The 16,315-nt window shown below is 63.1% G+C and carries 22 protein-coding genes; 9 read left to right on the top strand and 13 right to left on the bottom strand.

Annotated elements, in window-relative coordinates; genetic code table 11:
- Positions 1-68: 68 nt before the first annotated feature.
- The 7 genes from ACGYLA_RS17960 to ACGYLA_RS17930 form a co-directional block, all read right to left on the bottom strand.
- On the bottom strand, positions 69-1,070 hold the full coding sequence (locus ACGYLA_RS17960; RefSeq protein ID WP_271689361.1) for a BMP family protein: 1,002 nt from the start codon (positions 1,068-1,070) through the stop codon (positions 69-71).
- Positions 1,071-1,177: 107 nt separating this feature from the next.
- Positions 1,178-1,633, bottom strand: coding sequence for a GNAT family N-acetyltransferase (locus ACGYLA_RS17955; protein WP_394434281.1), 456 nt, complete (start codon positions 1,631-1,633; stop codon positions 1,178-1,180).
- Positions 1,630-2,253 (bottom strand): tRNA (adenosine(37)-N6)-threonylcarbamoyltransferase complex dimerization subunit type 1 TsaB, encoded by a 624-nt coding sequence (tsaB, locus tag ACGYLA_RS17950; RefSeq protein ID WP_394434279.1) that lies wholly within the window; start codon positions 2,251-2,253, stop codon positions 1,630-1,632. Before tsaB ends, ACGYLA_RS17955 begins: the two co-directional genes overlap by 4 nt.
- Positions 2,246-2,806 carry a NifU family protein gene (locus tag ACGYLA_RS17945; protein WP_067261530.1) on the bottom strand — a complete coding sequence of 187 codons (561 nt, stop codon included), beginning with the start codon at positions 2,804-2,806 and terminating at the stop codon, positions 2,246-2,248. The genes tsaB and ACGYLA_RS17945 overlap by 8 nt, the downstream gene beginning before the upstream one ends.
- Positions 2,807-2,920: 114 nt before the next feature.
- Entirely contained in the window at positions 2,921-3,379 is a 459-nt protein-coding gene (locus ACGYLA_RS17940; protein WP_040700546.1) for a universal stress protein, read from the bottom strand.
- A 97-nt stretch (positions 3,380-3,476) separates the two neighbouring features.
- A complete protein-coding gene (locus ACGYLA_RS17935; protein WP_394434277.1) occupies positions 3,477-4,355 on the bottom strand; it encodes a branched-chain amino acid aminotransferase in 879 nt (292 codons plus the stop codon).
- Between the two features lie 10 nt (positions 4,356-4,365).
- The gene (locus ACGYLA_RS17930; RefSeq protein ID WP_067261534.1) at positions 4,366-4,596 is read right to left on the bottom strand and encodes a hypothetical protein; all 231 of its coding nucleotides are present in this window, start codon (positions 4,594-4,596) and stop codon (positions 4,366-4,368) included.
- 183 nt (positions 4,597-4,779) lie between these two features.
- Between ACGYLA_RS17930 and ACGYLA_RS17925 the strand changes: the two genes are divergently transcribed.
- Both ACGYLA_RS17925 and ACGYLA_RS17920 read left to right on the top strand, forming a co-directional pair.
- Positions 4,780-5,505, top strand: a complete 726-nt coding sequence (locus ACGYLA_RS17925) for a M48 family metallopeptidase (RefSeq protein WP_394434275.1) — start codon at positions 4,780-4,782, stop codon at positions 5,503-5,505.
- Between the two features lie 4 nt (positions 5,506-5,509).
- On the top strand, positions 5,510-5,866 hold the full coding sequence (locus tag ACGYLA_RS17920) for a YigZ family protein (RefSeq protein WP_394434273.1): 357 nt from the start codon (positions 5,510-5,512) through the stop codon (positions 5,864-5,866).
- Here the strand turns inward: ACGYLA_RS17920 and ACGYLA_RS17915 are convergent.
- The 3 genes from ACGYLA_RS17915 to ACGYLA_RS17905 all read right to left on the bottom strand — a co-directional run bounded on the left by ACGYLA_RS17915 (position 5,863) and on the right by ACGYLA_RS17905 (position 7,965).
- Positions 5,863-6,483, bottom strand: coding sequence for a hemolysin III family protein (locus ACGYLA_RS17915; protein WP_394434271.1), 621 nt, complete (start codon positions 6,481-6,483; stop codon positions 5,863-5,865). The genes ACGYLA_RS17920 and ACGYLA_RS17915 overlap by 4 nt on opposite strands.
- A gap of 69 nt (positions 6,484-6,552) precedes the next feature.
- Entirely contained in the window at positions 6,553-6,936 is a 384-nt protein-coding gene (locus ACGYLA_RS17910; RefSeq protein ID WP_082851951.1) for a hypothetical protein, read from the bottom strand.
- Positions 6,937-7,074: 138 nt separating this feature from the next.
- The gene (locus tag ACGYLA_RS17905; protein WP_394434269.1) at positions 7,075-7,965 is read right to left on the bottom strand and encodes a LysR family transcriptional regulator; all 891 of its coding nucleotides are present in this window, start codon (positions 7,963-7,965) and stop codon (positions 7,075-7,077) included.
- 95 nt (positions 7,966-8,060) lie between these two features.
- Here ACGYLA_RS17905 and ACGYLA_RS17900 point away from each other — a divergent pair, with 95 nt between their 5' ends.
- On the top strand, positions 8,061-8,555 hold the full coding sequence (locus tag ACGYLA_RS17900) for a lactoylglutathione lyase family protein (protein ID WP_067261541.1): 495 nt from the start codon (positions 8,061-8,063) through the stop codon (positions 8,553-8,555).
- Positions 8,556-8,573: 18 nt separating this feature from the next.
- On the opposite strand, the gene rimO is transcribed toward ACGYLA_RS17900, so the two are convergent.
- Positions 8,574-9,947 (bottom strand): 30S ribosomal protein S12 methylthiotransferase RimO, encoded by a 1,374-nt coding sequence (gene rimO / locus ACGYLA_RS17895; RefSeq protein ID WP_394434267.1) that lies wholly within the window; start codon positions 9,945-9,947, stop codon positions 8,574-8,576.
- Positions 9,948-10,009: 62 nt separating this feature from the next.
- On the opposite strand from rimO, the gene ACGYLA_RS17890 reads away from it, so the two are divergent.
- The 6 genes from ACGYLA_RS17890 (at position 10,010) to ACGYLA_RS17865 (ending at position 15,321) form a co-directional block, all read left to right on the top strand.
- A complete protein-coding gene (locus ACGYLA_RS17890; RefSeq protein WP_394434265.1) occupies positions 10,010-11,947 on the top strand; it encodes an AsmA family protein in 1,938 nt (645 codons plus the stop codon).
- A 98-nt stretch (positions 11,948-12,045) separates the two neighbouring features.
- Positions 12,046-13,278, top strand: a complete 1,233-nt coding sequence (gene trpB, locus ACGYLA_RS17885; RefSeq protein ID WP_394434263.1) for a tryptophan synthase subunit beta — start codon at positions 12,046-12,048, stop codon at positions 13,276-13,278.
- 434 nt (positions 13,279-13,712) lie between these two features.
- Positions 13,713-13,961, top strand: coding sequence for a tryptophan synthase subunit beta (locus tag ACGYLA_RS17880; RefSeq protein ID WP_394413178.1), 249 nt, complete (start codon positions 13,713-13,715; stop codon positions 13,959-13,961).
- A 51-nt stretch (positions 13,962-14,012) separates the two neighbouring features.
- The gene (locus ACGYLA_RS17875; RefSeq protein WP_067263221.1) at positions 14,013-14,279 is read left to right on the top strand and encodes a hypothetical protein; all 267 of its coding nucleotides are present in this window, start codon (positions 14,013-14,015) and stop codon (positions 14,277-14,279) included.
- Between the two features lie 39 nt (positions 14,280-14,318).
- Positions 14,319-14,585, top strand: a complete 267-nt coding sequence (locus ACGYLA_RS17870) for a tryptophan synthase subunit beta (protein ID WP_394434261.1) — start codon at positions 14,319-14,321, stop codon at positions 14,583-14,585.
- Between the two features lie 202 nt (positions 14,586-14,787).
- Positions 14,788-15,321, top strand: coding sequence for a LuxR C-terminal-related transcriptional regulator (locus ACGYLA_RS17865; RefSeq protein WP_209217422.1), 534 nt, complete (start codon positions 14,788-14,790; stop codon positions 15,319-15,321).
- A 15-nt stretch (positions 15,322-15,336) separates the two neighbouring features.
- On the opposite strand, the gene ACGYLA_RS17860 is transcribed toward ACGYLA_RS17865, so the two are convergent.
- Together ACGYLA_RS17860 and ACGYLA_RS17855 are read right to left on the bottom strand one after the other, a co-directional pair.
- On the bottom strand, positions 15,337-15,915 hold the full coding sequence (locus ACGYLA_RS17860) for a DUF4893 domain-containing protein (RefSeq protein WP_394434259.1): 579 nt from the start codon (positions 15,913-15,915) through the stop codon (positions 15,337-15,339).
- 2 nt (positions 15,916-15,917) lie between these two features.
- Complete coding sequence (locus tag ACGYLA_RS17855) at positions 15,918-16,301, bottom strand: DUF2237 family protein (RefSeq protein WP_394434257.1); 384 nt, start codon at positions 16,299-16,301, stop codon at positions 15,918-15,920.
- Positions 16,302-16,315 lie beyond the last annotated feature (14 nt).

The raw sequence follows: 16,315 nt of genomic DNA, 5'->3' as shown, positions 1-16,315 counted from the left end.
TGGGGTTTTAAAAGGGGCCGCGCCGATGATCGGCGCGGCCCCGGGTGTCGATTGTGGATAAATTGGGCTCAGAAGTCCAGTGCCGGGCAGCTGTCGTTCTCGTAGTAGGAAACCACTTTGATTTCGCCGTCGATGATCTTCTGGCGCGCTTCGTCGACAGCGGCCTTCATCTCTTCGGTCACGAGATCTTGGTTATGTTCGTCGATGGCAACGCCAACACCTTCTTCGGCAAGGCCAAGGGTCACGACTTCGCCGACTTCAAGGTCTTCGCCCGCCATCATCGCGTCATAGACGGCGACATCGACGCGTTTCAGCATGGAAGTCAGCACCTTGCCCGGATGCAGGTGGTTCTGGTTGCTGTCCACTCCGATCGACAGGATGCCTTCGTCGGCAGCGGTTTGCAGCACGCCCACGCCGGTGCCGCCCGCCGCGGCATAGACCACGTCAGCGCCTTGGTTGATCTGCGCCTTGGTGATCTCGGAACCCTTCACCGGGTCGTTCCACGCGGCGGGGGTGGTGCCGGTCATGTTGGCGATGACGGTGGCGTCGGGGTTGGTCGCCTTGACGCCTTGGGCATAGCCGCAGCCGAAGTGACGGATGAGCGGCACGTCCATGCCACCGACGAAGCCGACGGTGTCGCTCTCGGAGGCCATCGCGGCCATGACGCCAACGAGGTAGGAGCCTTCATGTTCGGCAAAGCTGACCTGACGGACGTTGGGCAGGTCGAGCCAGTTCACGTCGATCACGGCGAATTTGGTGTCGGGATAGTCGGGCGCGACGGTCGCCAGCGGATCGGCCATGGCGAAGCCCATGGTGATGATCGGGTTGGCACCGGATTCGGCAAAGCGGCGCAGGGCCTGCTCACGCTGCGCTTCGGACTGCATCTCGATCTCGGCGAATTTGCCGCCGGTTTCTTCGGCCCAGCGGGAGGCACCGTTGAAGGCTGCTTCGTTGAAGCTCTTGTCGAACTTACCACCGAGGTCGAAGATCAGCGCCGGTTCAGCCGCTGCCGCGCCCGCGGTAAGCGCGAGGCCCGCAGCAGCGCCGAGGAATTTCGTCATGAGGGTCATTTGGTGTCTCCCGGGTTGTGGTGTCGGGCGGTCAATCAGATGCTGCCGCCACGGCGTTTGTGGATCATGTGATCAGGTATAATCTAGGGCGCAGGCGGGGGGTAGGGTCAACCGCTTTTTGAGGGCAAGCCGCCCGGATCGCCAGCGTGACCATGGGTCAAGACGCGTTGCAGGATGCAGGCATCCACAGGTGGAACGCCGCTGCGCGCGTAATAGGCACGGCGGGTGGCGATTTGGGCAAAGCCTTGATTATCATAGAGCGCGCGGGCGGGTAGATTATCGGCTGCGACTTCGAGAAAGGCGCTTTCGCAGTCGGCGGGCAGGGCTGCCAGCCAGTCGCGCAGCAGGGCCCGGCCCAGCCCCCGGCGCTGCTGCGCAGGGTCAACGGCAAGGGTCAGCAATTCGGATTCGCCCGCGATGGTGCGGGTCAGGGCAAAGCCGCCGGGGCGGGTGAAAAGCTGCACGAAGGGGCTGTCGAGCAGGCTTGCAAATTCCGCCTCCTGCCACGGCCTGTCTTGGGTGAAGGCCGCAGCATGGAGCGCGGCGAGGGCCGCCGGTGTCACGGCAGCAGAACCGGTGCCGCGTCGCGGGCGGGGGCGGCATCGGCGGGGCGCAGGTAAAGCGGCGCGGGGCGCGGCGGATTGCTGGCAAAGCGGCGCGCGGCGATGAGGGCGATGGCTTCGGCCACAGGCATCGCTGGCGGCTCTCCGCCCGCGCCGATCAGCGGGCCGGTGAAGGCCGGGAGGGCGGCGGCGTCGTGTAGTGCGGGTTCGGAAATGCCGGGGTTGTCAAAGCCTTGCAAGAAAACTTGATCACGGCGGGCATCCACCGCACAGGCACAGGGGCCATCATGGCCTTCGCGCAGCGCGTCAAAGGCATCGACCCCGACCGCTGGAATGCCAAGGCCGAGCGCCAGCCCGCGCGCGGCGGACACGGCGATGCGGATGCCGGTGAAATTCCCCGGCCCGATGCCGACGCCAAGCGCGGTGAGATCGGCATAGACCACGCCCGCTTCGGCCAGCAATTCTTCGCAGAGGACCAGCAGGCGTTCGGCCTGTCCCTTGGTCATCGGCTCGGTACGGGAAGCCAGCATCCGGTCGCCGGACAGCAAAGCGGCCGCGCAATGCGCGGCCGATGTGTCGAAGGCCAGAATCAGTGGCCCTCTTGCGTGATGCTCAGGCAACCGGGCGCACCTCTGTGACCTCGGGGATGTAATGGCGCAGCAGGTTCTCGATGCCCATCTTCAGCGTCAGTGTCGAAGAGGGGCAGCCCGCGCAGGCACCCTGCATGTGCAGATAGACGACGCCGCGCTCAAACCCGTGGAAGGTGATGTCACCCCCGTCTTGCGCCACGGCAGGACGCACGCGGCTGTCAAGCAACTCTTTAATCTGGCCTACGATTTCACCATCTTCGCCGTCATGCGCGGCGTGGCCGGATGTGGGCTGGTGGTCGGAGGCCATGACCGGCTCGCCGGACTGGAAATGCTCCATGATGGCGCCCAGAAGGGCGGGTTTCACATGGTCCCATTCCACCGCATCTTGCTTGGTCACGGTGACGAAATCGGTGCCGAAGAACACGCCGGTCACGCCCTCGACCGCAAACAGCCGTTGGGCCAGCGGGGAGGTTGCCCCGGCTTCGGGGGAGGGGAAATCAGCGGTGCCCATCTCCAGCACGGTCTGACCCGGCAGGAACTTGAGCGTTGCGGGGTTCGGAGTGGATTCGGTCTGGATGAACATGGGGTGTACCTCGCTTTCGGCGTGGCTCCTGATATGCGCCTGCGCGGGCGGCAAGTCAAGGTTTAGAACCGTTCTAAATTGTAGGGCGGTGTGCTGGGGCGGGCCGTAAGGCGATCAGGTGATCGCTTCCAGCCGTTCCTTGCTCAGATCGCCGGGCACGATGGTGATCGGCACGGGCAGGGCACCGGCAGAGCGCGACAATTGCGTGACCAGCGGGCCGGGGCCTTTCTTGCGGTCACCGCTGGCGCCGAGCACCAGAACGCCGATGTCGGGGTCGTCGGACAGCTGCTGGATGATCTCATCCGTGGGTTCGCCCTCGCGGATGATTAACTCAGGGTCGACGCCCTGTTTGTCGCGCATCCATTTGGCGAAGACCTCGAAATGCACCTCGATCCGTTCGCGGGCCTCTTCGCGCATCAGGTCGCCAACGCCGATCCAATGGTTGAACTCTTCGGGCGGGATCACCGACAGGACGGCCACGCCGCCCCCCGTGCGCGCCGCGCGCAGGGCGGCGAAACGCATGGCATTCAAACATTCGGTGCTATCGTCCAACACCACCAGGAATTTCCGCATCAAACCCTCTCTCCGCACCTCCTCCCGGTGCGGTGCGATCATGGCGCGGGCGGGCGGCGCTGGCAATTGCTTTCGCGCGCCGCTGCCGTCCGGGCCTTCAGCCGCGCTGACTTGCGGCCCAATCCCAATACATTTCACGCACCCGGCGTGTGACCGGGTTCTGGTTGTCCCCAGTGCCATATTGCGTGTCGTCAAAGGCGCTGACAGGCGTGACCTTCATCATATTGCCCGACAGAAAGACCTCATCGGCGGCATGGAAATCGTCAAAGCTGAGGACGGTCTCATGCACCTTCATCCCCGCCTCGCGCATGTTCGACATATGCCGCGCACGGGTGATCCCGGCAAGGAAGGTGCCGTTGGGGATGGGGGTGAAGACCTCACCATCCTTGACCATGAAGACGTTGGCGCTGGCGCTTTCGGCGACATTGCCCATGGCATCGGCCACCAGCGCGTTGCCAAACCCTTTGGAGCGCGCCTCGACCATCATGCGGGCGTTGTTGGGGTAAAGGCAGCCTGCTTTGGCGTTAACGACGTTATCCTCCAGCACCGGGCGGCGGAAGCGGGTGCGGGTGAGGGTGGTCGCGGCCTCGGGCAGGGCCATGGGGATGGCCTCAAGGCTGATGGCAAAGCCGGTGGCCCCTTCGCGCGGCACGATGCCCAGTTCGTCACCGGCCAGCGCCCAATACATCGGGCGGATATAGACCGCTTGATCACGCGAATAGCTCTTCAGCCCCTCGCGGCACATCTCAATCATATCCTCGGTCTCAACCGTGGGGGTGATCATCAGCGCGCGGGCCGAGCGGTTGATCCGCGCGCAATGCGCCTCGAGGTCCGGGGCGAGCCCGTCGAACAGCCGCGCCCCGTCGAAAACGGTGGTGCCCAGCCATGCCCCGTGGTCGGCGGCCTTGATGGTGGGCAGATCGCCGTCGTGCCATGCGCCGTTGAAATAGGTCTTGATGTCTGTGCCGGTGGCCATGTGACGATCCTCAGGAATTGCTTCGGTAGATGCCCTCGGGCAGGTTCAGTGCCGCCGTCAGATCGCTCAGCTGCGCGGGGGACAGGGTGATCTTGGCCACACGGTCGGTTCGGGCGTCCCACTGCTCGATCGTGATTTGCCCCGCGAAGGCAGAGACGGTGACGTCCTCGCGCAGGGGGGCGTCGGATTCGTCGATCAGGGTGATGACGGTGGCGTCAAATTCATGCTCGATGGTAAACATGAGGGCACATTAGGCTTTGTGCTCACGAGCGCAAGACAGGCTTTGTGCTCACGAGTGCAAGACAGGGTTTGTGACGCCAAGCGCAAGACCGCCGTGGGGTGTCAAAGCGCCGTGAACGGGGGTGGCGGTGGCAGGGCGTCATGATAGACAGGTGGCTCAAGGACCCCCGAGCGAGGATCAGCTGTGAAATTGTTGAATGCCCTTGGCGCATTTGCCGTCATCGCCCTGCTTTCTGCCTGTGAGGTGGCACCGATCCAAACAGGCCCGATCCCGGTCGACCGGCCGCAGACCACGGGGCAGGCAAGCCCGCGGCTGAGCGCGAGCGCGGCGGCGCGGAGCTTTGTTCAGGTGGTCCGCACGCTTGAACCCGTGGCCGAACGGGAGTGTCGCAATCGGACGACGGGGATGAACTGTGATTTCAATATCGTGGTCGACGACCGCCCCGGCCAACCGGCCAATGCATTCCAAACGCTTGATAAAAATGGCCGCCCCATCGTGGCGTTCACATTGGCGCTGATCGCCGATGCCCGCAACGAAGACGAGCTTGCCTTCGTGCTGGGCCATGAGGCCGCGCATCACATCGCGGGCCATATTGAACGCCAGCAGCAAAACGCCATGGCGGGGGCGGTGATCTTTGCCGGTCTCGCCACGCTGAGCGGGGGCGATGCCAATGCCGTGCGCACGGCGCAGGAATTGGGTGCAGAGGTCGGCGCGCGGCGTTATTCCAAGGATTTCGAGCTTGAGGCCGACGCCCTTGGCACGATCATCACCGCGCGGGCGGGCTATGATCCGCTGAGGGGGGCCGAGTTCTTTACCCGCATTCCCGATCCCGGCGACCGTTTCCTTGGCACCCATCCGCCCAATAACGCCCGGATCGATATCGTGCGGCGCACCATGGCGGGGCTGTAACGCTTTGCGCAAACTGGGTCAGGTGCTGAACGACCGCGGGTCGAAATATGCGGTGTCGGGCTGCCCTGCGCGTGACCGGGCCGAGGTCGATGCCGCGTTGAAAGACCTCAAACGCGACAAGTCCTATGCCAAGGCCACGCATAACACTTGGGCGGTGCTGCTGTCGGATGGCGGCCCGCTCAAAGCCGACGATGGCGAATCCGGCGCGGGCATGGTGATCCTGCGGATGTTGGAGCGCGAGGGGCTGACCGATCATCTGATCGTCGTCACCCGCTGGTACGGCGGCAAACATCTGGGCGGCGACCGGTTTCGCCATGTGCAGACCTGCGTGCGGGCCTATCTGGATGCGCCCGTAGGCTAAAGGCTGAGCGCGATGGCGGCAAAGAAACAGGCCGTGGCGACCAGCACGAAGACGTGCCAGATCGCGTTCTGATAGCGCATGCCGGGATGGGCATAGACCAAGGTACCCGCCGAATAGGTCAGCCCGCCCACGGCCACCAGCGCCAGTGCTGCCCCCGGCAGATTGTGCCACATCGGGTAGATCAGCAGCACCGAGAGCCAGCCCATGCCGAGGTAGAGCGCGAGTGACCCGCGCGCATCGGTGCGCCAGAACCAGAGCTTGGCCACCGCGCCGATCACCGCCAGTGCCCAGACCACGCCGAGGATGCCATAGGCAAAGCCCGAACCGATTACCATCACCAGCGGCGTATAGGTGCCCGCAATCTTGAAATAGATCGCCGCATGATCGACCCGGCCCAGAAAGGCGCGGCTGCGGTCGAAGGGCAAAAGGTGATAGATGGCAGATGCAGTGAAAGAGGCAAGGATGCAGCCTGCGTAGATCGCCGTTGCGGTCAATTGCCCCTCTTGCCCGGCGGCATGGATCATCAAAAGGATGCTGGCGGGAATGGCGAAGCCAAGGCTCAGCACATGCACGGTGCCGTCGGCCAAAGTCTCAGCGATGGAGGTCGGATAGCCCATGACAGAAAGGTAGCAGCGAAACCGCCCTCTGCCATGGGTGACGAAAGGTAAAGCGCAGAGCCCTGTGGATCAGCGCGGTTTGTTGCCGTCGATCCAGCGCGACATCAGGGTTTTGTCTCGAAAACACTCCTGCGGGACATCGCGGCGTTTCAACCGCGCGATGCGTTCGGCAAAGGCGACTTGTTTGGCGGAAGGGTAGGCGGCAAAGGGCCCCTCCAACGCCTGCGGTTTATGGGCGTCGATCCATTCCGAGACCGCCGCGCGATCCGCTTCGATGCCTTTGGGAAGCTCTTCGCCCGTTCGCTTGGCAAGGGACTGGGCGTATTGCATCTGTTTTTCGGTCGCGGGCATGCGGCGGTCGGCCTGTTTGGGCTGCGCGCTATCGCTGCCACGGGGCGGGCGACCTTGCTGCTCAAGGTCGAAGATGCCAGGAAACTGAGGTTGAAAAGACATGTGGTCATTCCTCTGCTACTGCGTTCTACATATAGAACAGAAAGGGAACATGTTCAAGTCTCTCCGCAATCTCGCCCTTCCATGGTGGTATATCTAGTAGCGGGGGTGTTTTGTTCCGCAATATCTGTGATGCATCCGCTATCGTAGCTGTTCCGCCGCCTCTGCGATCAGTTCCGCCGTCTTCACCATGCGCGCGGGCAGGGGGCGCCCGCGCCGGGAGGCGAGCCAGAGGTCATGCCAACGCCGCTTGGGCAAAGGCAGCAGCCTGAGCCGGTCCTTGGCGGCAAAGGTTTCGACCCCGCTGCGGGGCAAAAGCGTATAGCCCACGCCCCGCGCCACTGCCGCTGGGATCTGGCCGATCTGGTTCACATAGCCACGCAGGCGCATCCGGTCGGCCCCCGGATAGCTTTCCGGGAAATTGAGCTGGAGCAGATCGTCGGCATAGGCGAAGCCATCGGGGTGGGCGATGAAGCCCCGGCTTTCGAGATCGGCAAAACTTTCTATCCGTTCCAATGCATTAACCGGCAGCACGAGGCAAAGTTCCTCGCGCCCCAGATGCCGGGCCTCTAACCTTGCGTGGGCAGGGTCATCGGCCAGCACGCCCAGATCAAACCGCCCATCGAGCAGCCCGGCGCGGATCGTGGCTTGGGGGGCGGCTTCGAGATGAAGGGAGAGGTCGGGCGCTTGGGCCATCCACTCCAGCAGCAGCGGCTGAAGCAGCATGGCGAAACTGCCGGAGCAGGCGATATGCACCACGCCCCGGTCGGGCAGGTCGGTCGCGATGCGTTCGCGCAGGCGCTGCTCTTCGCGGCGGCGGGCAAGGCCGGTTTCAAACAGCGCTTCGCCCGCCGGGGTCAGGGTGAAACTTTTGCCATCGCGCGCGATCAGCGGCTGGTCCAACTGGTCTTCCAGCTTGCGCAGATGCTGCGACACCCCCGGCTGGGTCATGTTAAGCCGCTGCGCCGTGTGGGTGAAATGGCCGGTCTCGCAAAGGGTGGTGAAGGTCTCAAGCCAGGTGGCGTTCAGCATGACAAACGGTTCGTTATGATTTCTATGAGATTTGATAATTTCACATGTGGGGTGCGCCTGTCTATCTCAACCTCAATGCAAACAGGAGACCGCATATGACCACCCCCCGTACCTTTTCCCACATCGGCCTGTCCGTGCCGGACCTCGACGCTGCCGTAAAATTCTATTCCGAAGTTCTTGGGTTCTATGTCGTGATGCAGCCCACCGAAGCGGTGGAAGAAGACACCGCCATCGGCGTCATGTGCACCGATGTCTTCGGCCCCGGTTGGGGATCGCTGCGCATCGCCCATTTGGCGACAGCGGATGGCATCGGGATCGAAATCTTCGAGTTCCCCGGCAACTACGCCCCCGAAGAAAAGTTGGAGCATAAGCGCCACGGCACCTTCCACTTCGCCATCCAAGACCCTGATGTCGAAGGTCTGCTGGAGCGGATCATCGCGGCGGGCGGCAAGCAGCGGATGCCGGTACGGGAGTATTTCCCGGGCGAGAAACCCTACCGCATGGTCTATGTCGAAGACCCCTTCGGCATCGTCTTCGAGCTTTACAGCCACAGCTATGAGCTGACCTATTCGGCAGGCGCTTACGCCTGAGAGAAACCCGCGGGGGCGTCAGGTGATCTGACGCCCCCAAAGATCGTATTCGCCCGCCTCTTCGACTTCGACGGTGACGATATCGCCGACCTTGAGGTTCTGGAAATCCTCGTCGATGAAGAGATTGCCGTCGATCTCGGGCGCGTCGGATTTGGTGCGGCAGGTGGCGGCGTCTGCGTCGATCTCATCCACGATCACGTCGAGGTGTTTGCCGACCTTGGCGGCGAGCTTGGCCTCGGAAATGGCCTGCGCCTTTTCCATGAAGCGCTCCCAACGGTCTTGCTTGATCTCGGGCGCCACATGATCCGGCAGCGCGTTCGACCGCGCGCCTTCGACGTTTTCGTATTGGAAGCATCCGACCCGGTCGAGCTGCGCCTCGTCCAGCCAATCGAGCAGGGTCTGGAACTCCGCCTCCGTCTCACCCGGGTAGCCGACGATGAAGGTCGAGCGCAGGGTGATGTCGGGGCAGGTGGCGCGCCATGCGGCGATCTCATCGAGGGTTTTCGAGGCGGCGGCGGGGCGGGCCATGCGTTTCAGCACGTCCGGATGCGCGTGCTGGAATGGAATGTCGAGGTAGGGCAGCACCAGCCCCTCGGCCATCAGCGGGATCAGCTTGCGCACATGCGGGTAGGGGTAGACGTAGTGCAACCGCACCCATGCGCCGAGGGAGCCGAGATCCCGCGCCAGATCGGTGATATGGGCGCGGTGGCCGCGGTCCTCGGCGTGTTTGATGTCGACCCCGTAGGCCGAGGTGTCTTGGCTGATGACCAGCAGTTCCTTGACGCCGTTGTCGACAAGCCGCTCGGCCTCGCGCATCACCGCATGGGCGGGGCGCGATTGTAGGCGGCCCCGCATGTCGGGGATGATGCAGAACTTGCACTTGTGGTTACAGCCTTCGGAAATTTTCAGATAGCTGTAGTGCCGTGGGGTGAGCGAGACCTGCTGCGCGGGCAGAAGGTCGATGAAAGGATCGGGCGCGGGCGGCACCGCGCCATGCACCGCGTCGAGCACCTGTTCGTATTGATGCGGGCCGGTGACGGCGAGAATGCGGGGGTGATGTTCGCGGATGTAGTCCGGCTCGGCCCCCAGACAGCCGGTGACGATCACCTTGCCATTTTCGGTCAGCGCCTCGCCAATGGCATCGAGGCTTTCGGCCTTGGCGCTGTCGAGAAACCCGCAGGTGTTCACGATCACCGCATCGGCGCCCGCGTAATCGGGCGAAACGCCATAGCCCTCGGCGCGGAGCCGGGTCAGGATGCGTTCGGAATCGACCAATGCCTTGGGACAGCCGAGGCTGACCATGCCGATGGTCGGCTGGCCAGGGCGGGCGGGATCGCTGATCTTCGCCTGCGGGGCGAGGTCGGGGCGCAGATTGGGTGGGTTTGTGCTCATGGCTTGCGCTATAAGGCAAGCGGATGAGCGGGGAAAGAGCCGCCGGGCAGGAGGAGAGAGCCATGAGATGGATTATAAGGGTCATCGGCGCGCTGTTGCTGATCGTCGTGATCATGCTGGGGGCGCTGTTCCTGCTGCCCGGCGAACGGATCGCGCGGATCGCCAGTGAGCAACTCAGCCGGATGACCGGGCGGGAGGTGTCGATCACCGGCGATGTAGGCGTGACGCTCTGGCCGGTGCTGGGGGTGACCGCGGGCGGGCTTGAGGTCGGCAATGCCGATTGGACCGACAAGGGCGCGCTGCTGACGGCGGCCAACGCGGCGATTGGGGTGGATGCGGGCGCGCTTTTGCGCGGTGAGATACGCATCACCAATATCGCGGCGCAAAGCCCGGTGATCCGGTTGGAGCAACGTCTTGATGGGCGCGCAAGTTGGCAGTTCACCGACAGCGCCAGCGGCGCGCGGATCGAGACCGAGAGCGCGCCGAGCGCCAGCCGCCGCCCGCTGAGTATTCAGAAACTGACGGTGACCGATGCCACGCTGATCTATGACGCCGAAGGGGCGGATCTGCTGCGCTATGACGGTGTCAATCTGGCGCTGGACTGGCCCGAGCGGGGCGGGGCGGCGGAGATCACGGCCAGCATGGCGCCAGCGGGCGAGCCGGTTAAGCTTGCTGCGCGGATCGAAGGATTTGCGGATTTTCTGGAGGGCGGCGTGCAGCCGCTGCGGGCAGAGGTCACTACGGGCGGGGGTGAAGCCCTGTTCGACGGGCGCGGCGCGCTCAACGGGGCGCTGGCGGGGGATATCCGGATCGACAGCCCCGATACGGCGCGGTTTCTAGCGTCGCTCGGCGCGGGCGCTGTGACGCTGCCGCGCGGTTTGGGCCGGTCGGTCGATCTGCGCTCTGGGCTGACCCTGACGGCGGATCGGCGTCTGTCGTTGCGCAATCTCGCGGTGGATTTGGGCGGCAACAGCCTGACCGGGCAGGCCGATCTGGCCCTGAACGGCACGCCGCGGATCACCGCAAACCTGCGGACCGGGGCGCTGGACCTTTCGGCCCTGTCCGAGGAAACCGGTGAGACGAAAGGCGCCGACAGCACCGCTACGGCGGAGACAGAGGGCTGGTCCCAGCAAGAGATCAACGCCGACTGGCTCGCCGCCTTTGACGGGAACATCACCCTGAGCGCGGAAAGCATCGATCTGGGGCAGCTCGACCTCGGCCCCACCCGCGCTGTGCTGCGCAATGACCGTTCGCGGATGGTCTTTGATCTGCAGGATATGAACGCCTATGGCGGCAAGGTTGCGGGGGAATTTGTGATGAATAACCGCGATGGCCTGTCCGTGGGCGGCGAGCTGCATGCGCAGAACGTGCAGATGCGCGACCTGCTGGAGGATACCGCCGGGGTGACGCGCTTTACCGGGGCGGGCGATGCGGAACTGTCGTTCCTTGGGTCGGGGCAATCGGTGGACGCGATCATGCGCTCGCTCAGCGGTTCTGGCGCGCTGACCATGGGGCGCGGCACGATTGCAGGGATCGACTTGGATGCGCTGCTCGGCTCCGTCGATGCCGAAGGCGGCGGCACGGTGTTCGATTCCGTGGAGGCGACGTTCGAGATCGCCAAGGGCGTCTTGCGCAACGACGATCTGCTGATGCTGCTGCCGAACTTCAACGCGACGGGGGCAGGGCAGGTCGATCTGGGGGCGCAGAGGCTGGACTATACGGTCACGCCCAAGGCGCTGCGCGTCAATGCGTCGCGCGGTGGGCTGGCGGTGCCGGTGCGGATCAGGGGGCCATGGGCGGACCCTGAGATCAAGGCCGACCTGCGCGCCGCGATCGACCTGAACTTTGCCGAGGAAAAGCAGCGGGCCGAGGATGTTGTGCGCCAGAAGATACAGGAGGAATTGAACATCGCACCCGACGACAACCGCTCGACCGAGGATATCGTGAAGGGTGAGTTGGAGAATGCGGTCAGACGCGAGTTGTTCAAACTCTTCGACTAGGCGCCCCCCGCCGCCCCCTGCCGGCGCTTGGCGAAACTCATGGTGGCGTAGGCGGGCGGGCTGCGGTAAGGCTGACGCGACATTCTAGGAGAGGCGCAATGGCCAACGATCTTTTCAACAGCTTCATGACCGGCCCCGACGAACAGGGCCGTTTCGGCGATTTCGGCGGGCGCTTTGTCTCGGAAACGCTTATGCCGCTCATTCTTGAGCTGGAAGAACAATATGAGAAGGCCAAGACCGACGACAGTTTCTGGGCCGAGATGCACGACCTCTGGACCCATTACGTTGGCCGCCCCAGCCCGCTTTATCACGCCGAACGGCTGACCGAGCATCTGGGCGGTGCCAAGGTCTATATGAAACGTGACGAGTTGAACCACACCGGCGCGCATAAGATCAACAACGTGCTGGGGCAGATCATCCTTGCCCGCCGCATGGGCAAGAAACGCATCATCGCCGAGACCGGGGCGGGCCAGCACGGTGTGGCCACGGCGACGGTCTGCGCCAAGTTCGGCCTGAAATGCGTGGTCTACATGGGCGCGCATGACGTGGAGCGTCAGGCCCCCAACGTTTTCCGCATGCGCCTTTTGGGCGCCGAGGTGGTGCCGGTGACGTCGGGCCGCGGCACGCTGAAGGACGCGATGAACGACGCGCTGCGCGACTGGGTGACCAATGTGCGCGACACTTTCTACTGCATCGGCACCGTGGCCGGGCCGCACCCCTATCCGGCGATGGTTCGCGACTTCCAGTCGATCATCGGCAAGGAAGTCCGCACCCAGATGGAAGAGGCCGAGGGCCGTCTGCCCGACACAGTGATCGCGGCCATCGGTGGCGGCTCTAACGCCATGGGGCTGTTCTACCCCTTCCTCGACGACAAATCGGTGAACGTCATCGGTGTTGAGGCCGGCGGCAAGGGCGTGGACGAGAAGATGGAGCATTGCGCCTCGCTCACCGGCGGGCGGCCGGGCGTGCTGCATGGCAACCGCACCTATCTGTTGCAGGACGACGACGGGCAGATCCTTGAGGGTTATTCGATCTCTGCCGGGCTCGACTATCCCGGCATCGGCCCTGAGCATTCTTGGCTGCATGACATCGGCCGGGCGCAATATGTCTCGATCACCGACCGCGAGGCACTGGAGGCGTTCCAGCTGTGCTGCGCGCTGGAAGGGATCATCCCGGCGCTGGAGCCGAGCCACGCGCTGGCCCATGTGCTCAAGATCGCGCCAGAGCTGCCGAAAGACCACCTGCTGGTGATGAACATGTGTGGCCGGGGCGACAAAGACATCTTCACCGTCGCCCGTGCATTGGACTTCGACATGGGTGAATTCGCCTAAATTCCCATCCGAATCCGAGCCGAGTTTGACGGGTCCGCGTGAAAACGCGGGCCCGTTTTTTATGCGGCGCCCCGCTGCGCGTGATTTGCGCATAAACTTTGGGCAGGGGGCGAACTTCTTTGCCGAAAAAGCACGAAAAAACTTTCACATCGCGAAAAGACCGGCTAGCCTTTCTGTGCAGCCCGCGCGCCTGCCCGCGAAACCCCGTTTCGCCCTTGAAGGCTTGACGCTAAGGCAATCCACCCCCGTATTTCGCGCCCGATTGGCTTCGTAAACCAAAGTTTATGACGCTCTTACAGGGGTTTAGATCGGACGATTTAAACCCGGGACAGATAGCCAATCCCCCCTCGAATGCCCTTTTCCCTGTCATCCCAACGACGCCGCGTCACCGATGAGCGGCTCGCAACCCAACCCGGGACTGAAAGGAACACGATATGAAAAACGCATTCGCAACCGCCACACTGATCCTTGCCACAGCAGGCACCGCCGCTTTCGCACAGGGCATGGAAGGCCAGCAGGTCGGCTATACCGCAGATCACGCAGATGCCGCCTATTCGACACGCAACGTCACTTCCGACGCTCTAAGCTTTGACGATCTGCGCGCCGAAACACCTGCCGAGGCAACAGCGACCGTATTCGTCACCACACAAGACGCACAAGAAGATGGCCGTTTCGTCCGCTAAACGCGGGCCACGGCTCCTCCCCCTAACTTTCTCCCCCGAAAGGCTAAAACGATGAAAAAGACACTCGCAACAACCGCACTGATCCTCGCCACCGCAAGCACCGCTGCTTTCGCTCAAGGCATGGAAGGCCAGCGCATCGGCTATAACGACAAGACCGACAATGGCGTTTCCTACTCCAGCCGCAGCGAAGCCGTGGATGAGACCAAACTGGAAATCTTCCAAGACGGTATCCTGCGCGCCGAAGACCTCTCCGACGTGACCATCACCGTCTTCCCGACCGCGCAGAGCGACGCTTCGGTCAACCGTTTCCCGCGCTGATTACTGCGCGACCCTAACTTTCTCCCGAAAGGACACGACATGAAAAAGACACTCGCAACCACCGCCCTGATCCTTGGCACAGCAGGCTCCGCCGCTTTCGCACAGGGCATGGAAGGCCAGCAAATCGGCTATAACGACAAAGCTAATGCAGGCGTTTCCTACGCCAGCCGCAACGACGCGGTCGACAATGTGAAACTGGACATCTTCAACAACGGCACCTTCCGCGCAGAAGACACATCTGACGTGACCGTCACCGTATTCCCCGCCGCGCAAGACGCCGAGAAAGTGAACCGTTTCCCGCGCTGATATCGGCCTGATGCCTGCTAAGGCATTGCGGTAAAACAGTCTTCCGGCCAGCCAAGCAACCCTGAACTGGCCTCAAGAGAATGCACTCGCCCCCCGGGGCGGGTGCCAAATCACTAAGGGTTGATCAAGGCGCATGTCCGCCATCCCTTGCACTTCGGTGCGCCGCGGTTAAATACGGCGAACACCAAGGCAAGGCTTCACCATGAATAATAAGAAAAAGATCGCACTGTGGGTTATCGCCGCTCTACAGTTCAACGCCACTGTCTATTTCGTGCTCGTTTTTGCACTGGAGGGGCGGGGCGTAACGCTTTTCGGCACCCCGCTGGCTGATATTGGTCCGAACAAGGGCATTCAGGTTTTGGGCCTGATTCTCGGGGTCGTTCTGGGCTGGATGGCACTGCGGATGAGCCTCCAGCGGGCCGAGCGGGCAGAGACGGCACTGCGTCATTGTACGGTGGAATTCGCCGATGTGCTCGAAGAACACTTTCGCGAATGGCACCTCACCCCGGCAGAGCGGGACGTGGCGATTTTCCTGACTAAGGGTTTGAATACACGCGATATTGCCGAGATGCGCGGCACTTCCGAAGGCACCGTAAAGGCGCAGACCAATGCGATTTACCGCAAGGCGGGCGTGACCGGGCGGACCCAGCTTCTCAGCACCTTTATCGAAGACTTGATGGACGATTCCCTGATGCCGCGTCCCAAGTCGAAACTGCATCTCTGCCACGCGGCCTAAGGGCGGCGTGGCGCCTTAGCGCGTCAGTTCCAGAATATCGAAATCGCTTTCCACTGCCGGTGACGGGAACAGCAGCCGTGCGCGTTTAGGGCCGACCCGCTGGAACACGGCCACGTCGCTTTGTACTTTGCCGCCTGAGGTGAAATCTTCGGGCAGATCGGCATAATCGGGCGGGGTTTCGCCCCGCACATAGCCCACCCCGGCATAGATCGCGCGGCCTTCGCGCAGGGTGATCTCCCCCTTGGTGAGCTGCGATCCGGTGAGCTTTTCAAAGGTGAAGCCACGATCACTGGCGGTAAAGCGACATTTGAACGGGCTATAGGCCACGAGCGGGCTGATCCCGCCCAGTTTGATCGTGCGGCAGGACCAATCGCCCTGCAAATCTGCGGAGAATGCGACCTGAGGTTTGCCGGAAAGCGCACGGGTCAGCGCCGCCACATCCCCGGCGTCGCCACCGTTCAGTGCTTGCATCATGGCATCGCCAAAAGCGGCATCGAAACCGTCGAGGCGCGCGCTGTCGGCGGGGCGAAGCGTGGTTTCTGCCCAAGCCGTGACGGGCAAAAGCAGCAGGAGGGGTAAGAGACGTAGGCGCATGGTTAATCCTCGCTCTGGTCGATGGCATGGTCGCGCAATACCTCCAGCGGCACGATATCAAGCGCGCGCAGATGCGTGGCGGCCAGATGCACCCGCGGGGCGCAGCCCTCATCCGCGGCTTGTAGGAACCGCGCGGCACAAAGGCACCATGCGTCGCCCGGTTTCAGCCCGGCAAAGCCGAACTCGGGGCGCGGGGTGCTGAGGTCATTGCCGACATATTTCGAATAGGCCAGAAATTCCGCCGTCATCACCGCGCAGACCGTATGGCTGCCCTGATCCTGCGCGCAGGTGTTGCAATGGCCATCGCGGAAGAACCCTGTCACCGGGTCCGCCCCGCAGATCACCAGCGGTTGGTTCAGGACGTTGATGCTGTCATCGGGTGTCATATCTTCCCTTTCTG

The organism is Sulfitobacter sp. 1A13679 (assembly GCF_043557115.1).
GTDB classification, from domain to species: Bacteria; Pseudomonadota; Alphaproteobacteria; order Rhodobacterales; family Rhodobacteraceae; genus Sulfitobacter; species Sulfitobacter faviae.
This window is presented reverse-complemented; position numbering and strand designations above follow the sequence as displayed.